This is a genomic window from Photobacterium satsumensis, assembly GCF_050336935.1.
Lineage (GTDB): Bacteria > Pseudomonadota > Gammaproteobacteria > Enterobacterales > Vibrionaceae > Photobacterium > Photobacterium satsumensis.
In genome coordinates, this window is record NZ_JAKJSK010000006.1 from 293,206 (window position 1) to 313,396 (window position 20,191).

At 46.8% G+C, this 20,191-nt stretch carries 19 protein-coding genes; 15 read left to right on the forward strand and 4 right to left on the reverse strand.

Annotation, left to right across the window (positions count from 1 at the left end; genetic code table 11):
- Window positions 1–44: 44 nt before the first annotated feature.
- Window positions 45–575 carry a hypothetical protein gene (locus L4D79_RS01430; protein ID WP_428646370.1) on the forward strand — a complete coding sequence of 177 codons (531 nt, stop codon included), beginning with the start codon at window positions 45–47 and terminating at the stop codon, window positions 573–575.
- A 67-nt stretch (window positions 576–642) separates the two neighbouring features.
- Here the strand turns inward: L4D79_RS01430 and L4D79_RS01435 are convergent, their stop codons facing one another.
- Genes L4D79_RS01435 through L4D79_RS01450 form a run of 4 tightly spaced genes read right to left on the reverse strand, consistent with a single transcriptional unit; the run spans window position 643 to window position 6,041 of the window.
- The gene (locus L4D79_RS01435) at window positions 643–3,114 is read right to left on the reverse strand and encodes a penicillin acylase family protein (RefSeq protein ID WP_428646373.1); all 2,472 of its coding nucleotides are present in this window, start codon (window positions 3,112–3,114) and stop codon (window positions 643–645) included.
- 54 nt (window positions 3,115–3,168) lie between these two features.
- Window positions 3,169–4,473: a TRAP transporter large permease gene (locus L4D79_RS01440; RefSeq protein ID WP_428646376.1), complete on the reverse strand. Its 1,305-nt coding sequence runs from the start codon at window positions 4,471–4,473 to the stop codon at window positions 3,169–3,171.
- A 3-nt stretch (window positions 4,474–4,476) separates the two neighbouring features.
- Entirely contained in the window at window positions 4,477–4,998 is a 522-nt protein-coding gene (locus tag L4D79_RS01445; protein ID WP_428646379.1) for a TRAP transporter small permease, read from the reverse strand.
- An 11-nt stretch (window positions 4,999–5,009) separates the two neighbouring features.
- On the reverse strand, window positions 5,010–6,041 hold the full coding sequence (locus L4D79_RS01450) for a TRAP transporter substrate-binding protein (protein WP_428646381.1): 1,032 nt from the start codon (window positions 6,039–6,041) through the stop codon (window positions 5,010–5,012).
- A gap of 222 nt (window positions 6,042–6,263) precedes the next feature.
- Between L4D79_RS01450 and paaZ the strand changes: the two genes are divergently transcribed.
- The 14 genes from paaZ (at window position 6,264) to L4D79_RS01520 (ending at window position 20,179) form a co-directional block, all read left to right on the forward strand.
- The gene (gene paaZ / locus L4D79_RS01455; protein ID WP_428646384.1) at window positions 6,264–8,321 is read left to right on the forward strand and encodes a phenylacetic acid degradation bifunctional protein PaaZ; all 2,058 of its coding nucleotides are present in this window, start codon (window positions 6,264–6,266) and stop codon (window positions 8,319–8,321) included.
- A gap of 332 nt (window positions 8,322–8,653) precedes the next feature.
- Window positions 8,654–9,583, forward strand: a complete 930-nt coding sequence (paaA, locus tag L4D79_RS01460; protein WP_428646387.1) for a 1,2-phenylacetyl-CoA epoxidase subunit PaaA — start codon at window positions 8,654–8,656, stop codon at window positions 9,581–9,583.
- A gap of 14 nt (window positions 9,584–9,597) precedes the next feature.
- Window positions 9,598–9,885, forward strand: coding sequence for a 1,2-phenylacetyl-CoA epoxidase subunit PaaB (gene paaB / locus L4D79_RS01465; protein ID WP_428646390.1), 288 nt, complete (start codon window positions 9,598–9,600; stop codon window positions 9,883–9,885).
- Between the two features lie 12 nt (window positions 9,886–9,897).
- Entirely contained in the window at window positions 9,898–10,656 is a 759-nt protein-coding gene (gene paaC, locus L4D79_RS01470; protein WP_428646392.1) for a 1,2-phenylacetyl-CoA epoxidase subunit PaaC, read from the forward strand.
- 9 nt (window positions 10,657–10,665) lie between these two features.
- Window positions 10,666–11,184, forward strand: coding sequence for a 1,2-phenylacetyl-CoA epoxidase subunit PaaD (gene paaD, locus L4D79_RS01475; RefSeq protein WP_428646395.1), 519 nt, complete (start codon window positions 10,666–10,668; stop codon window positions 11,182–11,184).
- Between the two features lie 13 nt (window positions 11,185–11,197).
- Window positions 11,198–12,253: a 1,2-phenylacetyl-CoA epoxidase subunit PaaE gene (gene paaE / locus L4D79_RS01480; protein WP_428646398.1), complete on the forward strand. Its 1,056-nt coding sequence runs from the start codon at window positions 11,198–11,200 to the stop codon at window positions 12,251–12,253.
- 11 nt (window positions 12,254–12,264) lie between these two features.
- Window positions 12,265–13,050, forward strand: coding sequence for an enoyl-CoA hydratase-related protein (locus L4D79_RS01485; RefSeq protein WP_428646400.1), 786 nt, complete (start codon window positions 12,265–12,267; stop codon window positions 13,048–13,050).
- 2 nt (window positions 13,051–13,052) lie between these two features.
- Window positions 13,053–13,841 carry a 2-(1,2-epoxy-1,2-dihydrophenyl)acetyl-CoA isomerase PaaG gene (paaG, locus tag L4D79_RS01490; protein WP_428646402.1) on the forward strand — a complete coding sequence of 263 codons (789 nt, stop codon included), beginning with the start codon at window positions 13,053–13,055 and terminating at the stop codon, window positions 13,839–13,841.
- Window positions 13,842–13,843: 2 nt separating this feature from the next.
- On the forward strand, window positions 13,844–15,370 hold the full coding sequence (locus tag L4D79_RS01495) for a 3-hydroxyacyl-CoA dehydrogenase (protein ID WP_428646405.1): 1,527 nt from the start codon (window positions 13,844–13,846) through the stop codon (window positions 15,368–15,370).
- A 6-nt stretch (window positions 15,371–15,376) separates the two neighbouring features.
- Window positions 15,377–15,814 carry a hydroxyphenylacetyl-CoA thioesterase PaaI gene (gene paaI, locus L4D79_RS01500; RefSeq protein WP_428646408.1) on the forward strand — a complete coding sequence of 146 codons (438 nt, stop codon included), beginning with the start codon at window positions 15,377–15,379 and terminating at the stop codon, window positions 15,812–15,814.
- Entirely contained in the window at window positions 15,807–17,012 is a 1,206-nt protein-coding gene (gene pcaF, locus L4D79_RS01505) for a 3-oxoadipyl-CoA thiolase (RefSeq protein WP_428646411.1), read from the forward strand. The genes paaI and pcaF overlap by 8 nt, the downstream gene beginning before the upstream one ends.
- A 99-nt stretch (window positions 17,013–17,111) precedes the next feature.
- On the forward strand, window positions 17,112–18,407 hold the full coding sequence (gene paaK, locus L4D79_RS01510) for a phenylacetate--CoA ligase PaaK (protein ID WP_428646413.1): 1,296 nt from the start codon (window positions 17,112–17,114) through the stop codon (window positions 18,405–18,407).
- Window positions 18,408–18,599: 192 nt separating this feature from the next.
- Window positions 18,600–19,529 carry a PaaX family transcriptional regulator gene (locus L4D79_RS01515; protein WP_428646416.1) on the forward strand — a complete coding sequence of 310 codons (930 nt, stop codon included), beginning with the start codon at window positions 18,600–18,602 and terminating at the stop codon, window positions 19,527–19,529.
- A 47-nt stretch (window positions 19,530–19,576) separates the two neighbouring features.
- Window positions 19,577–20,179, forward strand: coding sequence for an acyltransferase (locus L4D79_RS01520; RefSeq protein ID WP_428646419.1), 603 nt, complete (start codon window positions 19,577–19,579; stop codon window positions 20,177–20,179).
- The last annotated feature ends 12 nt before the right edge of the window (window positions 20,180–20,191 follow it).

Below are 20,191 nucleotides of genomic sequence, written 5' to 3' on the forward strand. Positions count from 1 at the left end.
GTCTCTAAAGTGTTTAAAATGTTAATCTAATTTTTGGAATAGTGATGAAGTGTCGTGGGTTAATCAACCTATTATTTGTAAGTCTCGCTGGCATGACACCTGCTATGTCTACTGCCAGTATTGAAGAATCTATCAAAGTTTATTCTGAGCCTTTAATGAATGCATTTACCTGTGACGTTGAAAGTGTTTGTTTTGATAAGCTAGTTTATAGAAGTAAACATAATGACTTTATGCTTTACCTTGTAACTAGCTTTTCAGGAGAATACGAACCTAAAAATCTGAAAAACAAAATTAATATTTACGATCAGCCTATAAGGTTACTTCATGAAAAACTTATTTATCCTAGAGGAATGACGGATGGCAGTATCGCATCAGTCTTACTGACTTCGGATGATGAATCTGTCGATCAAATGATACGAGGTAATTTGAATATCATTTATCTGTTACAATATATAGATGCTTCGATAATGATTCTTTCGTCAAAGAATGGAATTAGATCTTACAAAGGAAACATAACATCAAAGGAAGAACTTGATAAAGCGGTTAGTTTTTTATTGCAAAGTGATATGAATTAATTGCTTTTGGGTGTACCTACAGTGAAACCGAAGAAGAGGCCAGAACCCTTGGGGTCTGGCCTTGATTTTAGTTGATGGTTAAGACCGTTTTCGAACCAGAATTTACTTTTAGTACATCACGCTCAAAGTAAACCGGTTTGAGGCGGAAGTTGATGAAGTCCTCATATTGGTCATCATAGTGAGGGGATGGAGTGCCGTCCGGGGCAATGAAACCAGATTGGCCCGGTGCGGCGACTTCATAGGCTTCGATACCGTCAGCGTAAAACACTGTCATGTTATTTTCAGTGCCGCGGTTTAAGGCGAGTGGGGTATCAGACACTTCATTTTGGCCTGCTTGTGGGACACCGATGTAGTTCTTGTTGTCGAAGCGAAGAATGTCGACATTGGCTAACCAGTTGTCACTATTTTCACCGTAAGTCTCGGTGAGTGAAGAAACGGCGTTAGATAGGGCGGTAAGCTTAATCTCCTGTTTGTCGCTCTCACCAAAGAGTTCTGGGTTGGACAGAATATCGGAAAGTGCCTTAGTACTGGTTTGAATGTTATAGCTATTGGCTAACACCCTGTCTTTATTGCCGTAGCCGGGGTTGGTAAACCAAGCCAACTTACTTTCAGGCATCACCGGTGAGTAGGCCGTTGCTAAGACTTCTTTCAGCCATGTTCGGAACAGGGCTGAAGCTGGGTGGTCGTATTTCCCATTTTGGTTGTTGTCAGTGTTGCTGAAATCCCAACTTGCTAGAACATCAGCGGCTTCTTGATGCGCTGGGTCATCACTCGATTGTGCAAGCTTAATTAAGCCAGGCACGAAATGGCGAGCGTTAGGGTCGATGACCGAGGCATCCATCATCAAGTCCCACGCTTGCTGCGAGGAGAAACTGTTTTGTGCGTCAACACGTTTGGTTAATTCGACATTACGGTCGACAGTATTCCAGCTATACCACCATTGATCTGGGTTCGGGAAGCCAGCCGCAGGGCGGTTGTTCCAGTTGGCAATATAACCCGTTTCAGGGTTGAGTACCTGCGGGTTGGAGCTGAATGGGTAAATGCCTAGCCAGTCGCCGCTACCGTCTCCCGGTGTTGGTAGCCGACCGTCAAAGTCAGGGTGGCGCACGGGGTAGTGACCACCAAGGGCATAGGCGATATTGCCGTCTTGATCGGCATAGTACCAGTTAACGTTGATGGCACTATCGGCGACATAATTTGACCACTGCTGGTGGTTTTCAGCTTTAGAGACCTTGTTCCATGCAAGGAGGGTTGAAAGTTCTTTACCTGCCCAGCCACGTTTTTTGGCATAGGCAATCCCATTTTCTGTCGAGTGCTTGATAACCGGGCCGTGGACTGAGCGATAGACCGTAATCACCTCATCTTGCTGACCTTTAACTTTTATGGTCTGGCTCTCTTTTTCAAAGGGGATGAATTTCCCTTTATATCGATATTCTTCATCGTTGCTTGGGTTTAATTCAAGCTGAAACAGGTCAACATTATCGCCGGCGCCCCATGTACTTCCCCAGGAAATCTTGCCGTTATGACCAAATTGAACGAGTGGGTAGCCGGCTGGAGAGTTACCCACTGCATCGTACCCAGCACCATGAAGGCCAACAGAATAGGTATAGGCAGGTCGGTAGAAACCAAATTGAGGGCCATTGATAAGTACGGCATTGGCACCATTGGTTTTCTCTTTACCCAGCACCAAAATATTACTGAATGGTGCTTCGTTAAAGCCACGCCAATTCAGGGTTCCCTGAAGACCATTAGTGTTTGGAGAAATAGCTTCGCGCTGGTTATAAGATCGGATCGTGTTGGATGCCAGAAGTAGATCTTGATGTGATTCTTGCTTTTCTAGCTTGGCGACAAGCTGTGTTTTAAGCTGTTTTCTTTCTGCTGGACTCCATTCTCCCGCAGGGATAGTGTCAACGGCACTGTCGCTTTGGTGGGGAAGAACAGTATCAAAGATTTCTTTGGCGAGTGTTGTTCCATGTTTATCGGTCAAGGCAGCGAGTAATTGCTGGTTATCAAGCTCAGTATTGTAATCACCGAATCGGTTAATCATCGAGCCGACAAACACCATAACGACATCGAATTCATTCCAGGTTGAAGGTGTGAAGTCGTTATCAATAAACTGTTTTGGCAACAGTGTGGCTGGGGATTGGTTGATCTGTGCGATCCACTGATTGATACCATTGGCGTATCCCCTGAAGATATCGTGGTCCTCCGGCGATAGCTCGGCCATTGCTGCTTTAATGGTATGCGGGTTGTAATGCTCGCGTACCTTGATATCTAAAGGCAGGTAGTCTTTCCCTAACACCGCAGCCACATTACCTTGTGCACTGCGCTTGGCCATTTCAAGTTGGAATAGTCTATCTTGGGCAATCGCGTAGCCGTAACCATAAAAAAGACCATAGGTGGTATCGGCATAGATATGGGGAGTCCCATAACTATCGCGTTTGATAGTGATTTCTTGTGTGTCGGTTATGGTGCTGCAGCCACTGATGGCACTCAGGCCAATTAGGGTAGAAATTGCCACTAGAGTTTTCTTAAACATTATCATTCCTTGTTTCACTAGAGTGAGGCTTATTGTTTTATTTTTCTGTGTTGCTTACGCGCTGTATAACATTCCGGGTAACCACAGCGACAAAGCCGGAATAAACAGCAATAGCGCCAGACGGATAATATCGGCACACCAGAACGGGGTGACACCTTTAAATATTGTGCTGGTTTTAATGTCTTTAATGACACCGCTCAGAACGAAGATATTCAGCCCGACAGGCGGGGTAATTAAGCTGATTTCAGTGACCACTACAACGATAATGCCGAACCAAACTAGATCGAACCCCATGCTTTGAACCAATGGGTAAAAAACAGGAATAGTTAGAAGCAGCATGGAAAGGCTTTCGAATACCGTACCCAGCAGAATGTAGACGGCTAGAATGGCAAGCATGACCAAGATAGGATCAGCACCAACAGACTGGATTAGGTTGACGAGTTCGGCAGGCAGCCCCGCACGGTTAACAAAGTTTGAGTAGATCAGGGCGCCGATGATCACACCAAATAGCATAGTGGTGGTTCTGGCTGTTTCCAGCAGGATGTCATGCAATACAGGTAGGGTTAGCGAGCGACGATATAACGCGATAACAAATGCACCCCCCGCGCCTACGCCAGCGGCTTCGGTTGGGGTGAATATACCGGCATAAATACCGCCCATTACCAGTACAAATAGCCCAAGGATGGCAGAAACTGAACGAATCGCATGCCATTTTTCTTCTTTGCTCATGCGTTCACCGCATGGGCCTGCCTTTGGGTTACGCCATACAACATAACGGGTTGCCAGCATATATAACACGATGCCAAGTACACCGGGGATGAAGCCCGCCGCGAACAAGTCGCGAATACTTTGCTCGGTAAGTACGCCGTAGATAATCAAGATCACGCTTGGGGGGATCAGAATACCTAGGGTCCCGCCTGCAGCGATAGAAGCTGCAGCCAAACCGTCAGAATAACCGTATTTCCGCATGGATGGCATGGCGACTTTTGCCATGGTTGCCGATGTCGCGAGGCTAGAGCCAGATATTGCCGAAAAACCACCACAAGCAGCAACCGTTGCCATCGCCAGACCACCTTTTTTATGGCCGAAAAAAGCATAGCAAGCGCGATACAGTTCTTGGGATAAACCTGCTTTGGTGATCAGGTTACCCATAAGAATGAACATGGGAATAACGGATAGCCCGTAGTCTTGAGATGTATCGATTAAGCGCTTGGCACTTACCGATAGGGCACCGTTGAAGTTCCAATCGCCGAGGGCGGCATAGCCAATGAAGCCAACAACCCCCATGGCGAAGGCAATAGGCATTCGCAGCAGTATTAAACACATTAATACTGCAAAACCAATCAGTGTGATGAGCATAATCTATCCTTGATTATCGTATTGTTTATTAAATGCTTGGGTAATTACCAATACAATCGAGGTAATGGCCGTAAGCCAACACGAGATCGCGAGAAAATAGGTAAAGTAATAAATCGGTATTTCCAAATACTCTGAAACTTCATCATAGCGTTGGGAGCGAGATGCCAAATCCCAGATTTTAAAACCGATAGTGAAAAGGCTGATACCCACCATAATATTGAAAATACTATCCCGTCCCTTTTTTATTGAGGTCGGGATGATTGAATCAGTTAGATCAACGCTGATGTGTTCTTTACGCCAAGTAATTAAGGGGAGGGTGGCAAAGATCAAGCTCCCCATTAATAACTCGGTGAGCTCGACACTACCGATAAGTGGTGAGGAAAATAAATAGCGGCCCAATACATCGATACACGTAATGATCATCAAGCTAAATAAGATCACGGCGGCAAAGAGTTTGAGTACTCGGTCGAAGTGCTGGGCTCCCCATTCCCAGCACTGAACGAGTTTAATGATTGAATCACGCATGTCTCACGCCCTTATAGCTCGATAGGTTGATAGTTACGTGCTTCATTACGGAATGCTTCAAGTGCAGACTCGGCATCAACGCCACGGCGCTTTGCTGTTTTGATCCATTTTTGATCCATGCCTTCTATCAGCTCATTGAAGTATGCAATATCTTCTGCAGAGGCTTCGGTGATTTGGCTACCGCTTGCAATGATATCGGCTTCGCCTACCTCATCGGCTTTTGCCCAAGTTCGACCTGATAATGCAGACAGACGCTCGCCCGACACGTTGCGGATAGCCTCACGATCTTTTTCTGATAGCTTAGCCATGAAGTCAGGGCTCAAGAAAATGCCAAATGAACCAAGGTATAGGCCATTGGGTAGTTTAATGGTGTAAGGAGCGACATCTTTGAAACGTCCAACTTTCATCATATCCATTTGCATGAATAGACCGTCGGCAACCCCTTGAGATAGCATTTCATAGGCTTTGTTTGCAGGCGCATTGACGCCAGTTACTCCAAGGCGCTTGCCTATTTCGGTGGAGATCCCACCACCAACACGAATTTTTTTGCCTTCAAGCTCTTTGATGGAGTCGATAGGTGAGCGCAGATGGATTTGTCCCGGACCATGTACAAATAGCCCTGCGACTTCGACACCGTCGTATTCTCCTGATTTTTTGAAATACTGATCGTTGATACGCCAGTGGGCAACAGACACTGCTTCAGCACCGGCATCTAAACCTGGTAATTCTGTCATTTGAGGTAAGCGGAAACGGCCAGGTAAATAGCCGTGGAATGTCCAAGCGGCATCAACCGCGCCATCTTCGACCATATCCACCAAACTTTTCGGATGACCAACATCGTATTCAAGTTTGATAGTGACGCGGCCTTCAGTGGCTTCTTCAACCCACTTGCCCCAAGTAGGGAAAACGTCCTGGTTCATGGTGTGCGTTGGGCTTAACCAAGTCGCTATGCGCAATTCATAGTCTGCAGCCCATGACGTGCTCGCTAAAACCATGCTCGCAGTTACGCCTGCTATGCCCTTCATCATCACTTTTTTCAGCATCCTGTATTCCTTTTTTGCCATGTTTGGGTTTTGGTTAAAAATAAACATGACACACAAATTTTCATTTAACAAAGAAAATGAGTCATTTTTATTTGTTAAATGTTGTCGGGATGTTACATTTGTGATCGGGAGACAAGTTATTAGAGAGTGAAATCATATATGGAGTAGGTAGGGATCTGCGCTATTTGCTCACTAGCCAGTAATTTCAAAAAGGATGAAACGATGGAACAGTTGCACAGTTATATAATGGGGAAGTGGCACTATGGAAATGGCAAACCGAGGATTGTATCCAGTGCATTGACCAACGCAGCGCTATACCGGTTAGATAGCACAGGCATTGATAATCAGGCGATGCTGGCTTTTGGCCGAGACAAGGGAAGTAAGGCATTATCTCAAATGACGTTCCTTGAGCGTGGCAATATGCTCAAAGAGGTGGCGAAGCTGCTGCTTGCCAACAAAGAATTGTTTTACTCGCTATCGGCTCATACCGGTGCAACTCGGGTCGATTCATGGGTGGACATTGAAGGTGGCGCTGCAACTTTCTTTAACTATGCAAGCCTTGCCAACCGTGAGTTACCCAATGAGACAGTATGGCCTGAAGATGATCTTATTCCACTATCTAAAGAAGGTACGTTTGCTGCCCGCCATATTTTAACCTCGAAACCGGGTGTTGCCATCCACATCAATGCGTATAACTTCCCTTGCTGGGGGATGCTGGAAAAACTAGCTCCAACTTGGCTAGGGGGAATGGCTGCCATCATCAAACCTGCTTCTGAATCGGCGTATTTGACCCAAGCAATGGTGAAGGTGATTGTTGAAAGTGGCTTGGTTCCAGAGGGCGCCATTCAAGTTGTGTGTGGCTCCGTGGGTGATTTGTTAGACCGTGTAGATTATCAAGATGTCGTGACGTTTACCGGCTCCGCTCAAACGGGTCAAATGCTCCGCGCCACACCAAATTTGATTGCTAAGTCTGTACCATTCACGATGGAAGCCGACTCGGTGAACTGTGCGATCTTAGGGGATGATGTTACCCCTGAATCCCCAGAGTTTGACTTATTTGTCAAAGAAGTATGCCGCGAGATGACTGTAAAAGCGGGGCAGAAATGTACTGCAATCCGCCGTGCCATGGTGCCAAGCCATTTACTTGAAGCGGTTAGCCAAGCGATTAGTGCCAGACTTGCCAAAGTAGTAGTGGGAGACCCAAGCCTAGAAGGCGTTAAGATGGGCGCATTGATTAGCCGCTCACAACGCGATGATGTACAAGAAAAAGTAACCTCGCTATCCAACTACTGCCGAGTGGTGACTGGCGGTGAACTATCGGGCTTCAGCCCAAATGGCAATGAGGAGGGGGCGTATTACCCTCCGACATTGCTAGTTTGTGATGAGCCTTTAACGGCAACACCGGTTCACGATATTGAAGCTTTTGGCCCTGTTTGTACCTTAATGCCCTATGGCAACCGAGACGAAGCAGTGACCCTATCCCAGTTAGGACAAGGCAGCCTAGTTGGCAGTGTGGTAACAGCGTCAACGGCATTTGCTGCTGAAATGGTTGCGCGTATTGGTCATGCCCATGGTCGCCTGCATATTCTGAACAACGAGTCTGCCAAGGAATCAACAGGCCATGGTTCACCTCTGCCGATGCTTGTTCATGGCGGCCCTGGCCGAGCTGGTGGTGGTGAGGAGATGGGAGGGCTGCGCGGAATTAAGCATTACATGCAACGTACAGCCGTACAGGGCTCACCAACGATGCTTGCAGCCGTGGGTAAGGAATGGGTGAGAGGGGCAGAAACAACCGAAGATCTGGTGCACCCATTTAAGAAGCACTTTGAAGATATTGCCATTGGTGAAAGCCTGACAACGGCGAGAAGGACGATCACTGAAGCAGATATTGTTAATTTTGCCTGCCTCAGCGGCGATCACTTCTATGCTCATATGGATGAGATTGCTGCAAAAGAATCGATGTTCGGTCAGCGTGTTGCCCATGGTTATTTTGTTATTTCAGCTGCGGCAGGCCTGTTTGTCGAAGCGGCACCGGGACCAGTGCTAGCTAACTATGGTATGGAAAGCCTTCGTTTTATTGAGCCTGTTGCTATCGGCGATACGATTCAAGTGAAGCTGACATGCCAGAAGAAAGTGAAGAAGCGTCAGCGAAATATAGAGGAAACACCGCAAGGGGTTGTTGCTTGGGACGTTGAGGTGACAAACCAAGAGGGTAATCCCGTGGCGCTGTATACAATCTTGACGCTGGTTGCGCGTAAAGAAGGTGACCTGAAGGCTTAAAAACGCTTAGATCCATTCTTTAAAATGGATATTAAATAATAAATATAACATCTAAGCGTTATTTTACTTGCGCTTAATATTCATGCTTATTATTAAGTTAAGCTGGCTAACAACACTTGTTAGCCGGCTTATTCTCGTTCTTCTCATTCATATTTAATTCCTCTCACGACTATTTCTTTCTTTACGATCCGTTAATCCAAAAAACTTCAATGAAATCAACGATTGTAAATTAAATGTTAATTAATTTGGTGTTAAGGGTTGTTAAATGCCCACCAAGTGATACAGTAAAATTACATTATGAAAAATAACGTATCACAATGTGAGGTCAGGGAATGTCTTCTGAGAATGTTTGCTTCGAGCACAAACTAGAAAATGAGATTGCCATCGAGCCGAAAGACTGGATGCCAGAGCACTACCGAAAAACATTGATCCGCCAGATTGGTCAGCATGCCCACTCTGAAATCGTAGGCATGTTGCCAGAAGCAAACTGGTTAACCCGAGCGCCATCGCTTCGTCGTAAAGCGGTACTACTGGCAAAAATACAGGACGAAGCCGGACATGGCATGTACCTGTACAGCGCAGCGGAGACCCTTGGCGGGGATCGTGATGACTTGTATCAGAAGCTGCTGAAAGGCCAGATGAAGTATTCATCGATCTTTAATTACCCAACGCTGAACTGGGCGGATATTGGCGTAGTGGGGTGGCTTGTCGACGGTGCAGCCATTGTTAACCAGGTGGCATTATGCCGAACGTCATATGGCCCTTATGCCCGTGCCATGGTGCGTATTTGTAAGGAAGAGAGTTTTCACCAGCGTCAAGGCTATGAGGCGGTAACAGCATTGGCGAATGGCAGCAAAGAGCAGCGTGCGATGTTGCAGGATGCGATTAATCGTTGGTGGTGGCCATCGTTAATGATGTTTGGTCCCAATGATAGTGAATCTCCGAACTCAGCTCAGAGCATGGCTTGGAAAATCAAGCGCCTAAGTAATGATGAACTACGCCAAAAGTTTATTGATAACACGGTACACCAAGTTGAAGCCTTGGGTATGACAATTCCTGACCCTGACTTGAAATGGAATGAAGCGCGCGGTCACTACGATCACGGTGAGATTGATTGGGAAGAGTTCATGCAGGTTATCCATGGCAACGGCATCTGTAACCATGAACGCATTCAGGCCAAGCAACGTGCTTGGGATGAGGGAGCCTGGGTTCGTGAGGCTGCTATCGCACATAGCAACAAACAACAAAAACAAGTCGCATAAGCAAGGAGAGAATGATGAGTTCAGTAAGTTGGCCGTTGTACGAAGTGTTTGTTCAAAGTAAGCAGGGCCTTGACCACAAGCATGTTGGCAGTTTACGCGCAGCAGATGACCAGATGGCGCTCGAGGGTGCTAGGGATCTTTACACCCGTCGAAACGAAGGTTGTTCGATTTGGGTAGTGAAATCTTCGCAGATCACCGCTTCGCAACCTAGCGAGAAGGGACCTTTTTTTGAACCTTCAGAAGATAAAGTGTATCGCCACGCCAGCTTTTACACTATTCCGGCCGACATCAAGCATATGTAGAAGGGGAAATAAATGGTTAAAGATAATCCTGAACTGCAATATGCGCTTCAACTTGCCGATACCAGCCTGATTTTATCCCATCGTTTGTCTGAATGGTGTGGTGTGGCCCCCGAGCTGGAAATTGATATGGCACTGGCCAATATTGGGCTCGACCTATTGGGTGAGGCTCGCAATTTCTACCAGTACGCTGCCGAACTTGAGGGATCGGGCAGAGGCGAAGATGACTTTGCTTATTTCCGCGATCAATCTGGCTATTTAAATTTGCTAATGGTTGAACAGCCCAATGAAGGGTTTGATATCACCTTAGCTCGCCAGTTCTTGTTTGATGTTTTCCACAATTTGTTTTTGGCCGAGCTGCAAAAGAGTACAAACCCACAATTTGCGGCAATTGCCAAAAAGTCGATTAAGGAAGCGGCGTACCACTTACGTTTTAGCCGGGGATGGATGATCCGCCTAGGTGACGGCACTGATACTAGCAATCAAAAAATACAGTCTGCTTTGGCCGAGCTGTGGCGCTTTACAGAAGAAATGTTTACACCGTCGATACAAGAAAGCGTATTGGTCAGTTCTGGTATTGCGGTCGATGTGAGTGAATTGAAAGCTAAGTGGTTGCAGCAAGTTTCTGAGGTATTGGCTGAAGCCAACTTGGTTGTGCCGGATTTGGACTTCAGTCGACAAGGTGGCAAACAGGGGCAACATAGCGAGCACCTTGGTTACATTTTGGCTGAGATGCAGTACATGCAGCGGGTTTACCCAAACTGCCAGTGGTAAGGAGGCAGCATGCTTGTTCAAACCCATGTTCAAACCATAGCGGGCTTATCACACCCGGCTCAATCAGCTGTTTGGCAGTTGTTATCAAGTATCCCAGACCCTGAAATACCGGTGGTGACCATTGCCGAGTTAGGTATGTTGCGTGAAGTTCGTTTTGAGGGGCAGCAATGGGTCGTGACGTTTACGCCAACCTATTCGGGTTGCCCGGCGACTGACATGCTAATTAGCGACATTACCGAGTGTATGAATAAGGCTGGGTACACCCCAGTAAAGGTTGAGGTTTGTCTTGATCCGGCTTGGACAACGGATTGGATGTCGGAAGCGAGCCGAAGAAAATTGGCTGATTATGGAATTGCACCACCGCAAGGGCAAGCATGTTTTAGCCAGCCATTACCCGATGAGGTGATTTGCCCGCATTGCCAAAGTAAAGACACCAAATTGGTCAGTGAATTCGGCTCAACAGCCTGCAAGGCGCATTTCCAATGCCGTCAATGTTATGAGCCCTTTGATTATTTCAAGTGTATTTAAACGAGAACGTACCATGACAGATTTTTATTCGTTAACGATAAACAAGCTAGAGCGAGAAACTGATAACGCCGTGGTAATGACGTTCTCAGTACCTGAAGATTTAGAGGAGCAATTTACTTTTCACCCTGGGCAGTATTTAACGCTAAAAGCCGATGTGGCAGGTGAAGAGTTGCGCCGCTGTTATTCCATTTGTTCGTCGACCAATGAGTCGCAATTAAAAGTTGGCATAAAGGCTATTCCAGATGGGCGCTTTTCAAACTATGCCAATAATGAACTTAACGTTGGCGACACCATTGATGTCATGCCACCTCAGGGAAAATTTGGCTTTGTTACTGAACCTCAAGCAAGTAAGCATTACCTAGGTATTGCAGTCGGTTCGGGAATTACGCCAATTATCTCCATGCTGAAGTCGGCTTTGGAGGAAGAAGCCAATAGCCAGTTTACTTTGCTTTACGGAAATAAAAACCTGAACTCCACCATGTTCAGGGAGCAATTAGCGGATTTTAAAAACTGCTTTCCTGAAAGATTACAGATTGTTTATTTGTTCTCCCGTGAAAGCAACGAGGCTGAGCTATTAAATGGCCGCCTTGATCCTGAAAAACTTCGCCAATTAGGCCAGTCGTTATTTGATTGGAACCAGTTTGATGCTTGTTATATGTGCGGCCCTGAAGAAATGCTTGAAGCGTCATATATTGCTTTGAGTGAAGGTGGCATGGACGAGCGAAAATTCCATGTAGAGCGCTTTAATAGTGGCGTAACGTCCCGTCCGACAGTTGAAAATAAAGCCGCATTTAGCCGCGTCAAGCTTAAGCGAGATGGCCGAGTGATGGACTTGGAAATGACCGCTGAAGACGACAGCTTGCTGGATGCAGCACTGCGTCAGGGGGCTGATCTCCCTTATGCCTGTAAAGGGGGCGTATGTGCGACGTGTATTTGTAAAGTGAAGTCGGGCGAGGTGGAAATGGCGGTGAATTATAGCCTTGAGCAAGATCAGATTGATAAAGGTTATGTGCTCAGTTGCCAGGCGGTACCAACGTCTGACGAAGTCTCTATCGACTTTGATGTATAAGGTCACGCGTTATGATGGTAGAAATGGATTTAACTTATCTTGATTGTAGCCAACAACAGGGTGTTTTAACGGTTCGCTTTACTCATTACCAAAAACGAAATGCACTCACCAATGATTGTTTGGAAGAGTTGGCAAATGTGCTGGATTGGGCCGAAGGCGAGTCGGATATAGGCGCGGTAGTGATTACGGGTGGGGACCGGTGCTTTGCTGCTGGCGCCGACCTTAATGAACTCGCAAGCCAAAGGGCGATCGATACTTGGTTGAATGTTAGACCTCGTTTGTGGCAACGCTTGAGCGAATGTCATAAACCCTTGTTAGCTGCCGTCAATGGGTATGCGCTCGGTGCCGGGTTGGAATTGGTTTTATTGTGCGACGTGGTTGTTGCCGGCGAGAAAACCGTATTTGGACTCCCTGAGATCACCCTTGGTTTGATGCCAGGGGCCGGGGGAACACAACGTTTGAGCCGTACTGTCGGTAAATCACTGGCCAATCAAATGGTGTTAACCGGCGAATCTATTCCGGCATCACGCGCCCAGCAAGCCGGCTTGGTTAGCGAAATCGTTGTTGATGCATTAACGCTAGAGCGATGCCAGCAAATTGCCAGCAAGATTGCTCAACGTGCGCCTTTAGCGGTCAGGGCTGCAAAGCAAGCCTTGCAGCAAGTACCAAACACCACGTTGGAGCAAGGTTTAAAGCAAGAACGCCAGTTATTTAGTTTGCTTGCTGCTAGTCAGGATAGACAAGAAGGGATTGACGCCTTTTTTAACAAGCGCTCGCCAAACTACCAAGGAAAATAAAAATGGAAGACAGTATTCATTACTCCGTTGAGGCTGGAGTGGCTTTGCTCACCTTAAATCGACCGGTTCAATTAAATAGTTTCAATCCACAAATGCATCAAGCATTAATGGGATATTTAAAACAAGCAGAAAAAGACGAGTCAGTTCGCGCCTTGGTGATTACTGGCGCGGGTAGAGCGTTTTGTGCTGGACAAGATTTAAATGATCGAAATATAAGCGCTGATCAATCAATGCCTGATTTAGGGGAAAGTATTGAGCGTTTTTATAACCCTCTCATTAATAAAATCACTCAAATCAACAAACCCATTATTGCTGCGGTTAATGGTGTTGCAGCGGGTGCCGGTGCGAATTTGGCCTTGGCGTGTGATCTTGTGATTGCCGGTAAGTCAGCCAGCTTTATTCAAGCTTTTTGTAAGTTGGGCTTGGTGCCTGATTCCGGCGGTACATGGACTTTACCTCGCCTTGTGGGTACGGCCCGAGCAAAAGGTTTGGCGCTACTTGGTGAAAAGCTACCCGCAGAGCAGGCCCAGCAGTGGGGCATGATTTGGCAATGTGTTGATGACGATAGTTTGATGCCAACAGCAATGGAACTTGCCCAGCGTTTAGCGACTCAGCCAACGGTTGGACTGGGTTATATCAAGCAAGCGATCAATAGCAGTACCAATAACACATTGGGTGAACAGCTTAATTTAGAGCGTGACTTGCAACGGTTAGCGGGACGCACTGAAGATTATCGAGAAGGTGTCGCTGCATTTTTTGATAAGCGCCAACCTGAGTTTAAGGGGAAATAATCGTGGGGCATTTTTCTATCGAAAAAGTGGCGGTTATTGGTGCTGGGGCCATGGGGGCGGGCATTGCGCAAGTTGCCGCCCAGTCTGGCTATCAAGTGTGCTTGTTTGATTTGTTGGCAGGTAAAGCCCAGCAAGCCAAAGCGCAAATCGAGAAGGGGTTATCGCGTCGGGTCGATAAAGGGCGGATAACCCAAAGTGAAGCTGATGCGACGTTGGCACGAATTGAGTGCTCAGCTCAACTTAATGAGGTGGCAGGTGCAGGGCTAGTTATCGAAGCGATTGTCGAAAACCTGGAAGTGAAGCAATCAGTCTTTCGTGATCTTGAGAATATCTGTGGTGCCGACACTATCTTGGCGAGCAATACGTCATCGATATCCATCACGGCAATTGCCAGTGCGCTTGAAAAACCAGAGCGCATGGTGGGTATCCATTTTTTCAATCCGGCACCGGTTATGAAGTTGGTGGAAGTGATCAAGGGCGTGGCGACCAGCGATGACGTAGCGCAAATTTCTCTCGATTGGGCACGTACATGTGGTAAGGATGCGGTTCTAGCCCGTTCGTTACCTGGCTTTATTGTAAACCGCGTAGCAAGGCCATTTTATGCGGAGGGGCTACGCGCCTTGGAAGAGCAGGTCGCATCGGTTGATGAAATCGATTATCTGATGCGCCATGCCGGTGGCTTTAATATGGGGCCGTTCGAGTTAATGGATTTGATTGGCCATGATGTGAATTACGCTGTCACCAAAAGTGTTTTTGATGCGTGTTACCACGACAGGCGCTATCAGCCTTCGCTTATCCAAAAGGAGTTGGTGGACGCAGGTTTTTTTGGCCGTAAAACAGGCCGGGGTTTCTATCAGTACCAAGCGGGTACTGAGACAGCATCGCCAAGCTTTCATCCAAGCGTGGAAAAAGCAATTAGCTCAGTTAACCAAATTGGTGATTGGCAGCAGCCAGAGAAGTCATTTGAGCAGTTGGTCTTGAATCACCAGCCTGTTCAGTCATCTAGCGCCACAGAACACACGAATTTGAAGTTAGCAGGTGCCGCACTTGAAATTGACGGTGTATTGCTGGTGCCAACCAGAGGCAATACAGCAACTCAGCTGGCCGCGCAATTTCAGCGTCCCGTGGTGATTTTCGATTATTGTAGCGACTACCTGACAGCTCCTGTTATTGCATTGGCACCTGCATGGCAAAACACCCAGCAACAGACTGAGGCGGTTATAGCTTTCATCCAGTCGTTGGGCAAGCAAGTGATTCTGACCAAGGATTACTCTGGCATGGTGATGTGGCGAACCCTTGGCATGTTGGTGAATGAAGGGCTCGATCTCGCCAACAAAGGTGGCGCGAGTTTGGAAGACATCGATATGGCGATGAAAAGCGGCGTAAATTACCCACAAGGTCCGATTGAGTGGGGCCGCCAATTGGGATGGAAGCACCTTGAACAGACCTTGGATCAATTAACACATTTCTATGGTGAGGAACGGTACCGTCCATCACCTCTGTTACGACAAATGGCATACGGGAATTAATGAGATATGGATAGTCAACAACAACTAGCTTGGCGTTGCGCCGAGAAAATGTATAGCGATGATGGCTGCTCGAATAAGTTGGCCATGAAAATTGAGCTGATGGATAAGGGGCATGCTGTGGTTAGCATGACGGTCACTTCCGATATGCTCAATGGTTTTGCGACCTGCCACGGTGGCATGATCTTTAGTTTGGCCGATTCTGCTTTTGCATTCGCCTGTAACAGCGAGAACCAAGCTGCGGTCGCAGCAGGGTGCAACATCGAATATATCCGTCCAGCCAAAGAAGGGGATTTGCTAACGGCCAATGCCAATGTGAAATCGCAAGGCAAAGTCACGGGAACCTACGATATCGAAATCACCAATCAACTAGGAAAGTTAGTCGCGCTATTTCGTGGTAAGGCGCACCGTTTGGGCATGCCCGTCTTGGAGGTGGAAGATGAGTAACGCGTATATTTGCGATGCAGTTAGAACCCCAATTGGCCGTTACGGCGGTGCACTTTCATCTGTACGTCCTGACGATTTGGCTGCGGTGCCATTGAAGGCGCTGGTCGATCGTCATCCCAATCTGGATTGGCGCAAAGTAGACGATGTTATTTTGGGTTGTGCCAACCAAGCCGGTGAAGACAACCGTAATGTGGCAAGAATGGGTGTACTGCTGGCGGGTATGCCGCAAGAAGTCTCGGGGACCACTGTTAACCGTTTGTGTGGCTCGGGAATGGATGCACTGGCATTGGCTGCGCGAACCATCAAATCCGGCGATGCTCAACTCATGGTGGCAGGCGGTGTTGAGTCGATGTCACGTGCCCCGTTTGTGATGGGCAAGGCGGGGAGCGCTTTTGACCGTCGGGCTGAAATGTACGACACCACCATAGGTTGGCGCTTTATTAACAAGCAATTGCAAAGTGAATTTGGTACCGACTCGATGCCAGAAACGGCGGAAAATGTCGCATCGCGTTATGGCATCAGCCGTGAAGATCAAGATGCCTATGCTGTGCGTAGTCAGCAGCGCACTTTTGCTGCTCAACAGGCGGGTAGGTTGGCAGAAGAGATTGTGCCGGTGACTATTCCTAACCGCAAGGGACCCGCAACAGAGGTAAGCGAGGATGAACACCCAAGGCCACAGACCACGCTTGAGCAGCTGGCTAGCTTACGTGCGCCATTTGCCGAACAAGGAAGTGTTACTGCTGGTAATGCGTCGGGGGTGAATGATGGGGCTGCAGCCTTGTTAGTCGCTGGTGATGCAGCCGTTGCTGAGTATGGCTTGGTGCCTAAAGCGAAAGTCGTCGCCTGTGCAACCGTCGGTGTGGAGCCAGCTGTGATGGGTATAGGCCCGGCACCTGCGGCCAAGAAAGTATTAGAGATGGCAGGGTTGTCGATAAACGATATGGATGTAATCGAGTTAAACGAAGCATTTGCCGCACAGGCGCTGGCAGTGTTACGCGAACTGGGTGTGGCTGATGATGCCGAGCATGTAAATCCAAATGGTGGAGCCATTGCGTTGGGGCACCCGTTAGGCATGAGTGGAGCACGTATTGTGATGGCGGCTGCTAACGAGCTTCACCGAAGAAATGGCCAATATGCATTGTGCTGTATGTGCGTTGGAGTGGGTCAGGGTATTGCCATGATCATCGAGCGCGTATAAGGTATTGATGATTTACATAGTGTTAACAAAATAATAACTATAAATATATAAAGTAACTTCAGCGAAAACAATGAAGAACATCCAAAAGGAAGCGAAGGAATGACCGACTTTAATCAGCTAGAAGCGATAGAAACCGCTTCGGTAGACGAACTACGCACGCTACAGTTTAAACGAATGAAGTGGACTCTCGAACACGCCTATAACAATGTTCCAATGTATAAAAAGAAGTTCGATGAAGCGGGTGTTCATCCGTCGGATTTTAAGTGTTTGGAAGATATTAATAAGTTTCCTTACACCACTAAACAAGACTTACGAGATAATTACCCGTTCGGCACGTTCGCTGTACCGATGAAAGATGTCGTACGAGTCCATGCCTCTTCTGGCACAACAGGCAAGCCAACAGTAGTGGGTTATACCCAAAATGACATTGATACTTGGGCAACGGTTGTTTCTCGTTCCATTCGTGCGGCGGGTGGTAGTTCAGAAGATATGATCCATGTGGCTTACGGTTATGGTTTGTTTACTGGTGGTTTAGGTGCCCATTATGGCGCAGAAAAGTTGGGTGCGACGGTAGTACCAATGTCTGGTGGTCAAACAGAAAAGCAAATCCAACTAATTGAAGACTTTCAGCCGACCATTATTATGGTGACGCCGTCATACTGTTTGAATTTGCTTGACCAGCTAGAGAAAAAGCACGGTGGTGATGCATCTAAATGTTCATTAAAAATCGGTATTTTTGGTGCTGAGCCATGGTCAGATTCGATGAGAGAAGAAATAGAGCAACGTCTGGGGATTAAAGCGCTAGATATTTACGGCTTGTCGGAAGTGATGGGGCCAGGCGTTGCGATGGAATGTGCCGAAACCGCGGATGGCCCGACGATTTGGGAGGATCATTTCTTCCCAGAGATCATTGACCCTGCAACAGGTTCGGTGATGCCTGATGGGGAGCATGGCGAGTTGGTGTTTACCTCACTGACCAAAGAAGCCATGCCTGTTATTCGTTATCGTACTCGTGATTTAACCCGATTGTTGCCGGGCACTGCCAGAACAATGCGTCGTATGGATAAAATTACCGGCCGTAGCGACGATATGCTGATTATCCGAGGGGTAAATGTTTTCCCATCACAAATTGAAGAACAGATTTTAGAGGTGGATGAACTGAGCCCGCACTATCAACTGGAAGTCGTGAAAAAGGGTAATCTTGATACCCTGACGGTGAAGGTCGAGTTGAAAGAAGCAGCCAACACATCTTGTTATGATAAGGTTGAAAGTAAACTGAAGCACCGAATTAAAACCATGGTGGGTATTTCAACCAAAATCGATATTTTGCCGAGTGGAATTATTCCTCGTTCAGAAGGTAAAGCACAGCGTGTTCTCGATTTAAGGCAAGCTTAAATATGGCTATTTGCTGCTATATCAAGGGATAAAGCAGCAAATAGTACCACTCGGTTATATATATTAAAGAAATTGAACTTCAGCATATCCAAGTAGTTTGGTTTTATCTCGGAGGCTGTAATTACTGTGAAAAATAGAACGGTATTGTTATGATGCTTGTAATACAGATGTAAGGATTCATCGAGGTTAGTTTTGGATAGTAAATTTGATGCTTTTTTCACCTCTTCAACTGAGCACCAATCGATAAGTGGTACGTCGTTAGTCGTCACTTTCCTGGGTGATTACCTTTGTCATAGCGGCGGGGGGATATGGATGGGAAGCTTGATTAACTTTATGGAATCATTAGGTTTTAATCAGCGCTTTGTCCGTTCTTCTGTATTTAGGCTAAAGCAGGATGGATGGCTTGATGTCAAAAAGGTGGGTAGAAAAAGCTATTACTTCATGACACCGGAGCGTTTTGATGAAATACGTGCGGCAAACAAAAAAATATATAGTGTCGAAAAATTAGGTTGGGACGGGAAATGGAATATTATTCACATTTCCTCAACTACGTTAAATGACTCGAAGCAACATGGTAAATATTTAGCTCGGTTTGGATTTGGTATTTTGGATAAGGGAATTTATATTCAAGCCGATCAGAATCAGTTGAATCATGTTGATATAGATAAGATTGCTAAGCACTTTCCTGACTCGCATATTTTTACTCAAACGTCCCTATATTCAACAACGAAGGCAAGTGAACAAGACTTAGTGCGTAAAGCTTGGGATTTATCCCGCCTTAATGACGATTATATGGCGTTTTGTGACATGTTTAACCCTGTGTGGCAAGAGCTTAAAGACCTAAATATCGATGAGGTGAGCCCTGAGGTTTGCTTTAAATTAAGGCTGCTTTTGGTACATTTCTATCGCCGGATCATTATACGTGATCCATTGCTGCCTGCAGAGCTACTACCAGACAACTGGGCGGGTGGTATCGCTCAGAGCTTAGCAATGAACATTTATAAAAAGATTCACTTGCAAGGTCGGAACTATGTCTCTGAACATGGCGAAACGGTCGCTGGCCCATTGCCGCTGCCAGCGTCTGACTATTATGCTCGATTTGGTGGCTTACAACCCCAGTAATTACCAATCACTCGGATGCTGATTGGTATTCATTGAAAGGAATCAAAATGCCTATTTACCAGCTTGATGGAATAACCCCCGTTATTCACCCTGAAAGTTTTGTTCATCCGAGTGCAGACATTATTGGTGATGTCATTATCGGCCAGCAAGTTTATGTTGGCCCTCAAGCCGCTATTCGGGGTGATATGGGGCGAATCGTCATCCAAGATGGCAGTAATATTCAAGACGGTTGTGTTATTCATGGTTTCCCAAACCGTGAAACCGTGTTGGGTGTGTATAGCCATATCGGCCATGGGGCGGTGATCCATGGTTGTACCATCGAAGAAAACTGCTTAATTGGAATGAATGCCGTGGTGATGGATCTTGCGGTTATAGGTAAAGAGTCGATTGTCGGTGCTCATAGCTTCATTAAGGCCCATAGTCAGTTTGAAGCTAGAAGTATGATTCTAGGTAGTCCTGCTAAGGCTAAGCGCAAGGTGACCGATGACGAACTGGCATGGAAGCAAAGAGGTACTGCCATGTATCACCGGTTGGTTTCTCGGTGCCAACAAACGTTGCGTGAAGTGGAGCCTTTAAGGTTTGAAGAACGGAATAGGCCAAAAATGGTGTTCGAAGTAGGCCATGACCCCAAATCGCACACCCGGTCATGATTTATGGCTGGA

Coding starts and splice junctions, on each gene's coding strand:
- L4D79_RS01430 (WP_428646370.1), top strand. CDS start 45: ATGAAGTGTCGTGGGTTAATCAACCTATTATTTGTAAGTCTCGCTGGC.
- L4D79_RS01435 (WP_428646373.1), bottom strand. CDS start 3,114: ATGTTTAAGAAAACTCTAGTGGCAATTTCTACCCTAATTGGCCTGAGT.
- L4D79_RS01440 (WP_428646376.1), bottom strand. CDS start 4,473: ATGCTCATCACACTGATTGGTTTTGCAGTATTAATGTGTTTAATACTG.
- L4D79_RS01445 (WP_428646379.1), bottom strand. CDS start 4,998: ATGCGTGATTCAATCATTAAACTCGTTCAGTGCTGGGAATGGGGAGCC.
- L4D79_RS01450 (WP_428646381.1), bottom strand. CDS start 6,041: ATGCTGAAAAAAGTGATGATGAAGGGCATAGCAGGCGTAACTGCGAGC.
- paaZ (WP_428646384.1), top strand. CDS start 6,264: ATGGAACAGTTGCACAGTTATATAATGGGGAAGTGGCACTATGGAAAT.
- paaA (WP_428646387.1), top strand. CDS start 8,654: ATGTCTTCTGAGAATGTTTGCTTCGAGCACAAACTAGAAAATGAGATT.
- paaB (WP_428646390.1), top strand. CDS start 9,598: ATGAGTTCAGTAAGTTGGCCGTTGTACGAAGTGTTTGTTCAAAGTAAG.
- paaC (WP_428646392.1), top strand. CDS start 9,898: ATGGTTAAAGATAATCCTGAACTGCAATATGCGCTTCAACTTGCCGAT.
- paaD (WP_428646395.1), top strand. CDS start 10,666: ATGCTTGTTCAAACCCATGTTCAAACCATAGCGGGCTTATCACACCCG.
- paaE (WP_428646398.1), top strand. CDS start 11,198: ATGACAGATTTTTATTCGTTAACGATAAACAAGCTAGAGCGAGAAACT.
- L4D79_RS01485 (WP_428646400.1), top strand. CDS start 12,265: ATGATGGTAGAAATGGATTTAACTTATCTTGATTGTAGCCAACAACAG.
- paaG (WP_428646402.1), top strand. CDS start 13,053: ATGGAAGACAGTATTCATTACTCCGTTGAGGCTGGAGTGGCTTTGCTC.
- paaI (WP_428646408.1), top strand. CDS start 15,377: ATGGATAGTCAACAACAACTAGCTTGGCGTTGCGCCGAGAAAATGTAT.
- pcaF (WP_428646411.1), top strand. CDS start 15,807: ATGAGTAACGCGTATATTTGCGATGCAGTTAGAACCCCAATTGGCCGT.
- paaK (WP_428646413.1), top strand. CDS start 17,112: ATGACCGACTTTAATCAGCTAGAAGCGATAGAAACCGCTTCGGTAGAC.
- L4D79_RS01520 (WP_428646419.1), top strand. CDS start 19,577: ATGCCTATTTACCAGCTTGATGGAATAACCCCCGTTATTCACCCTGAA.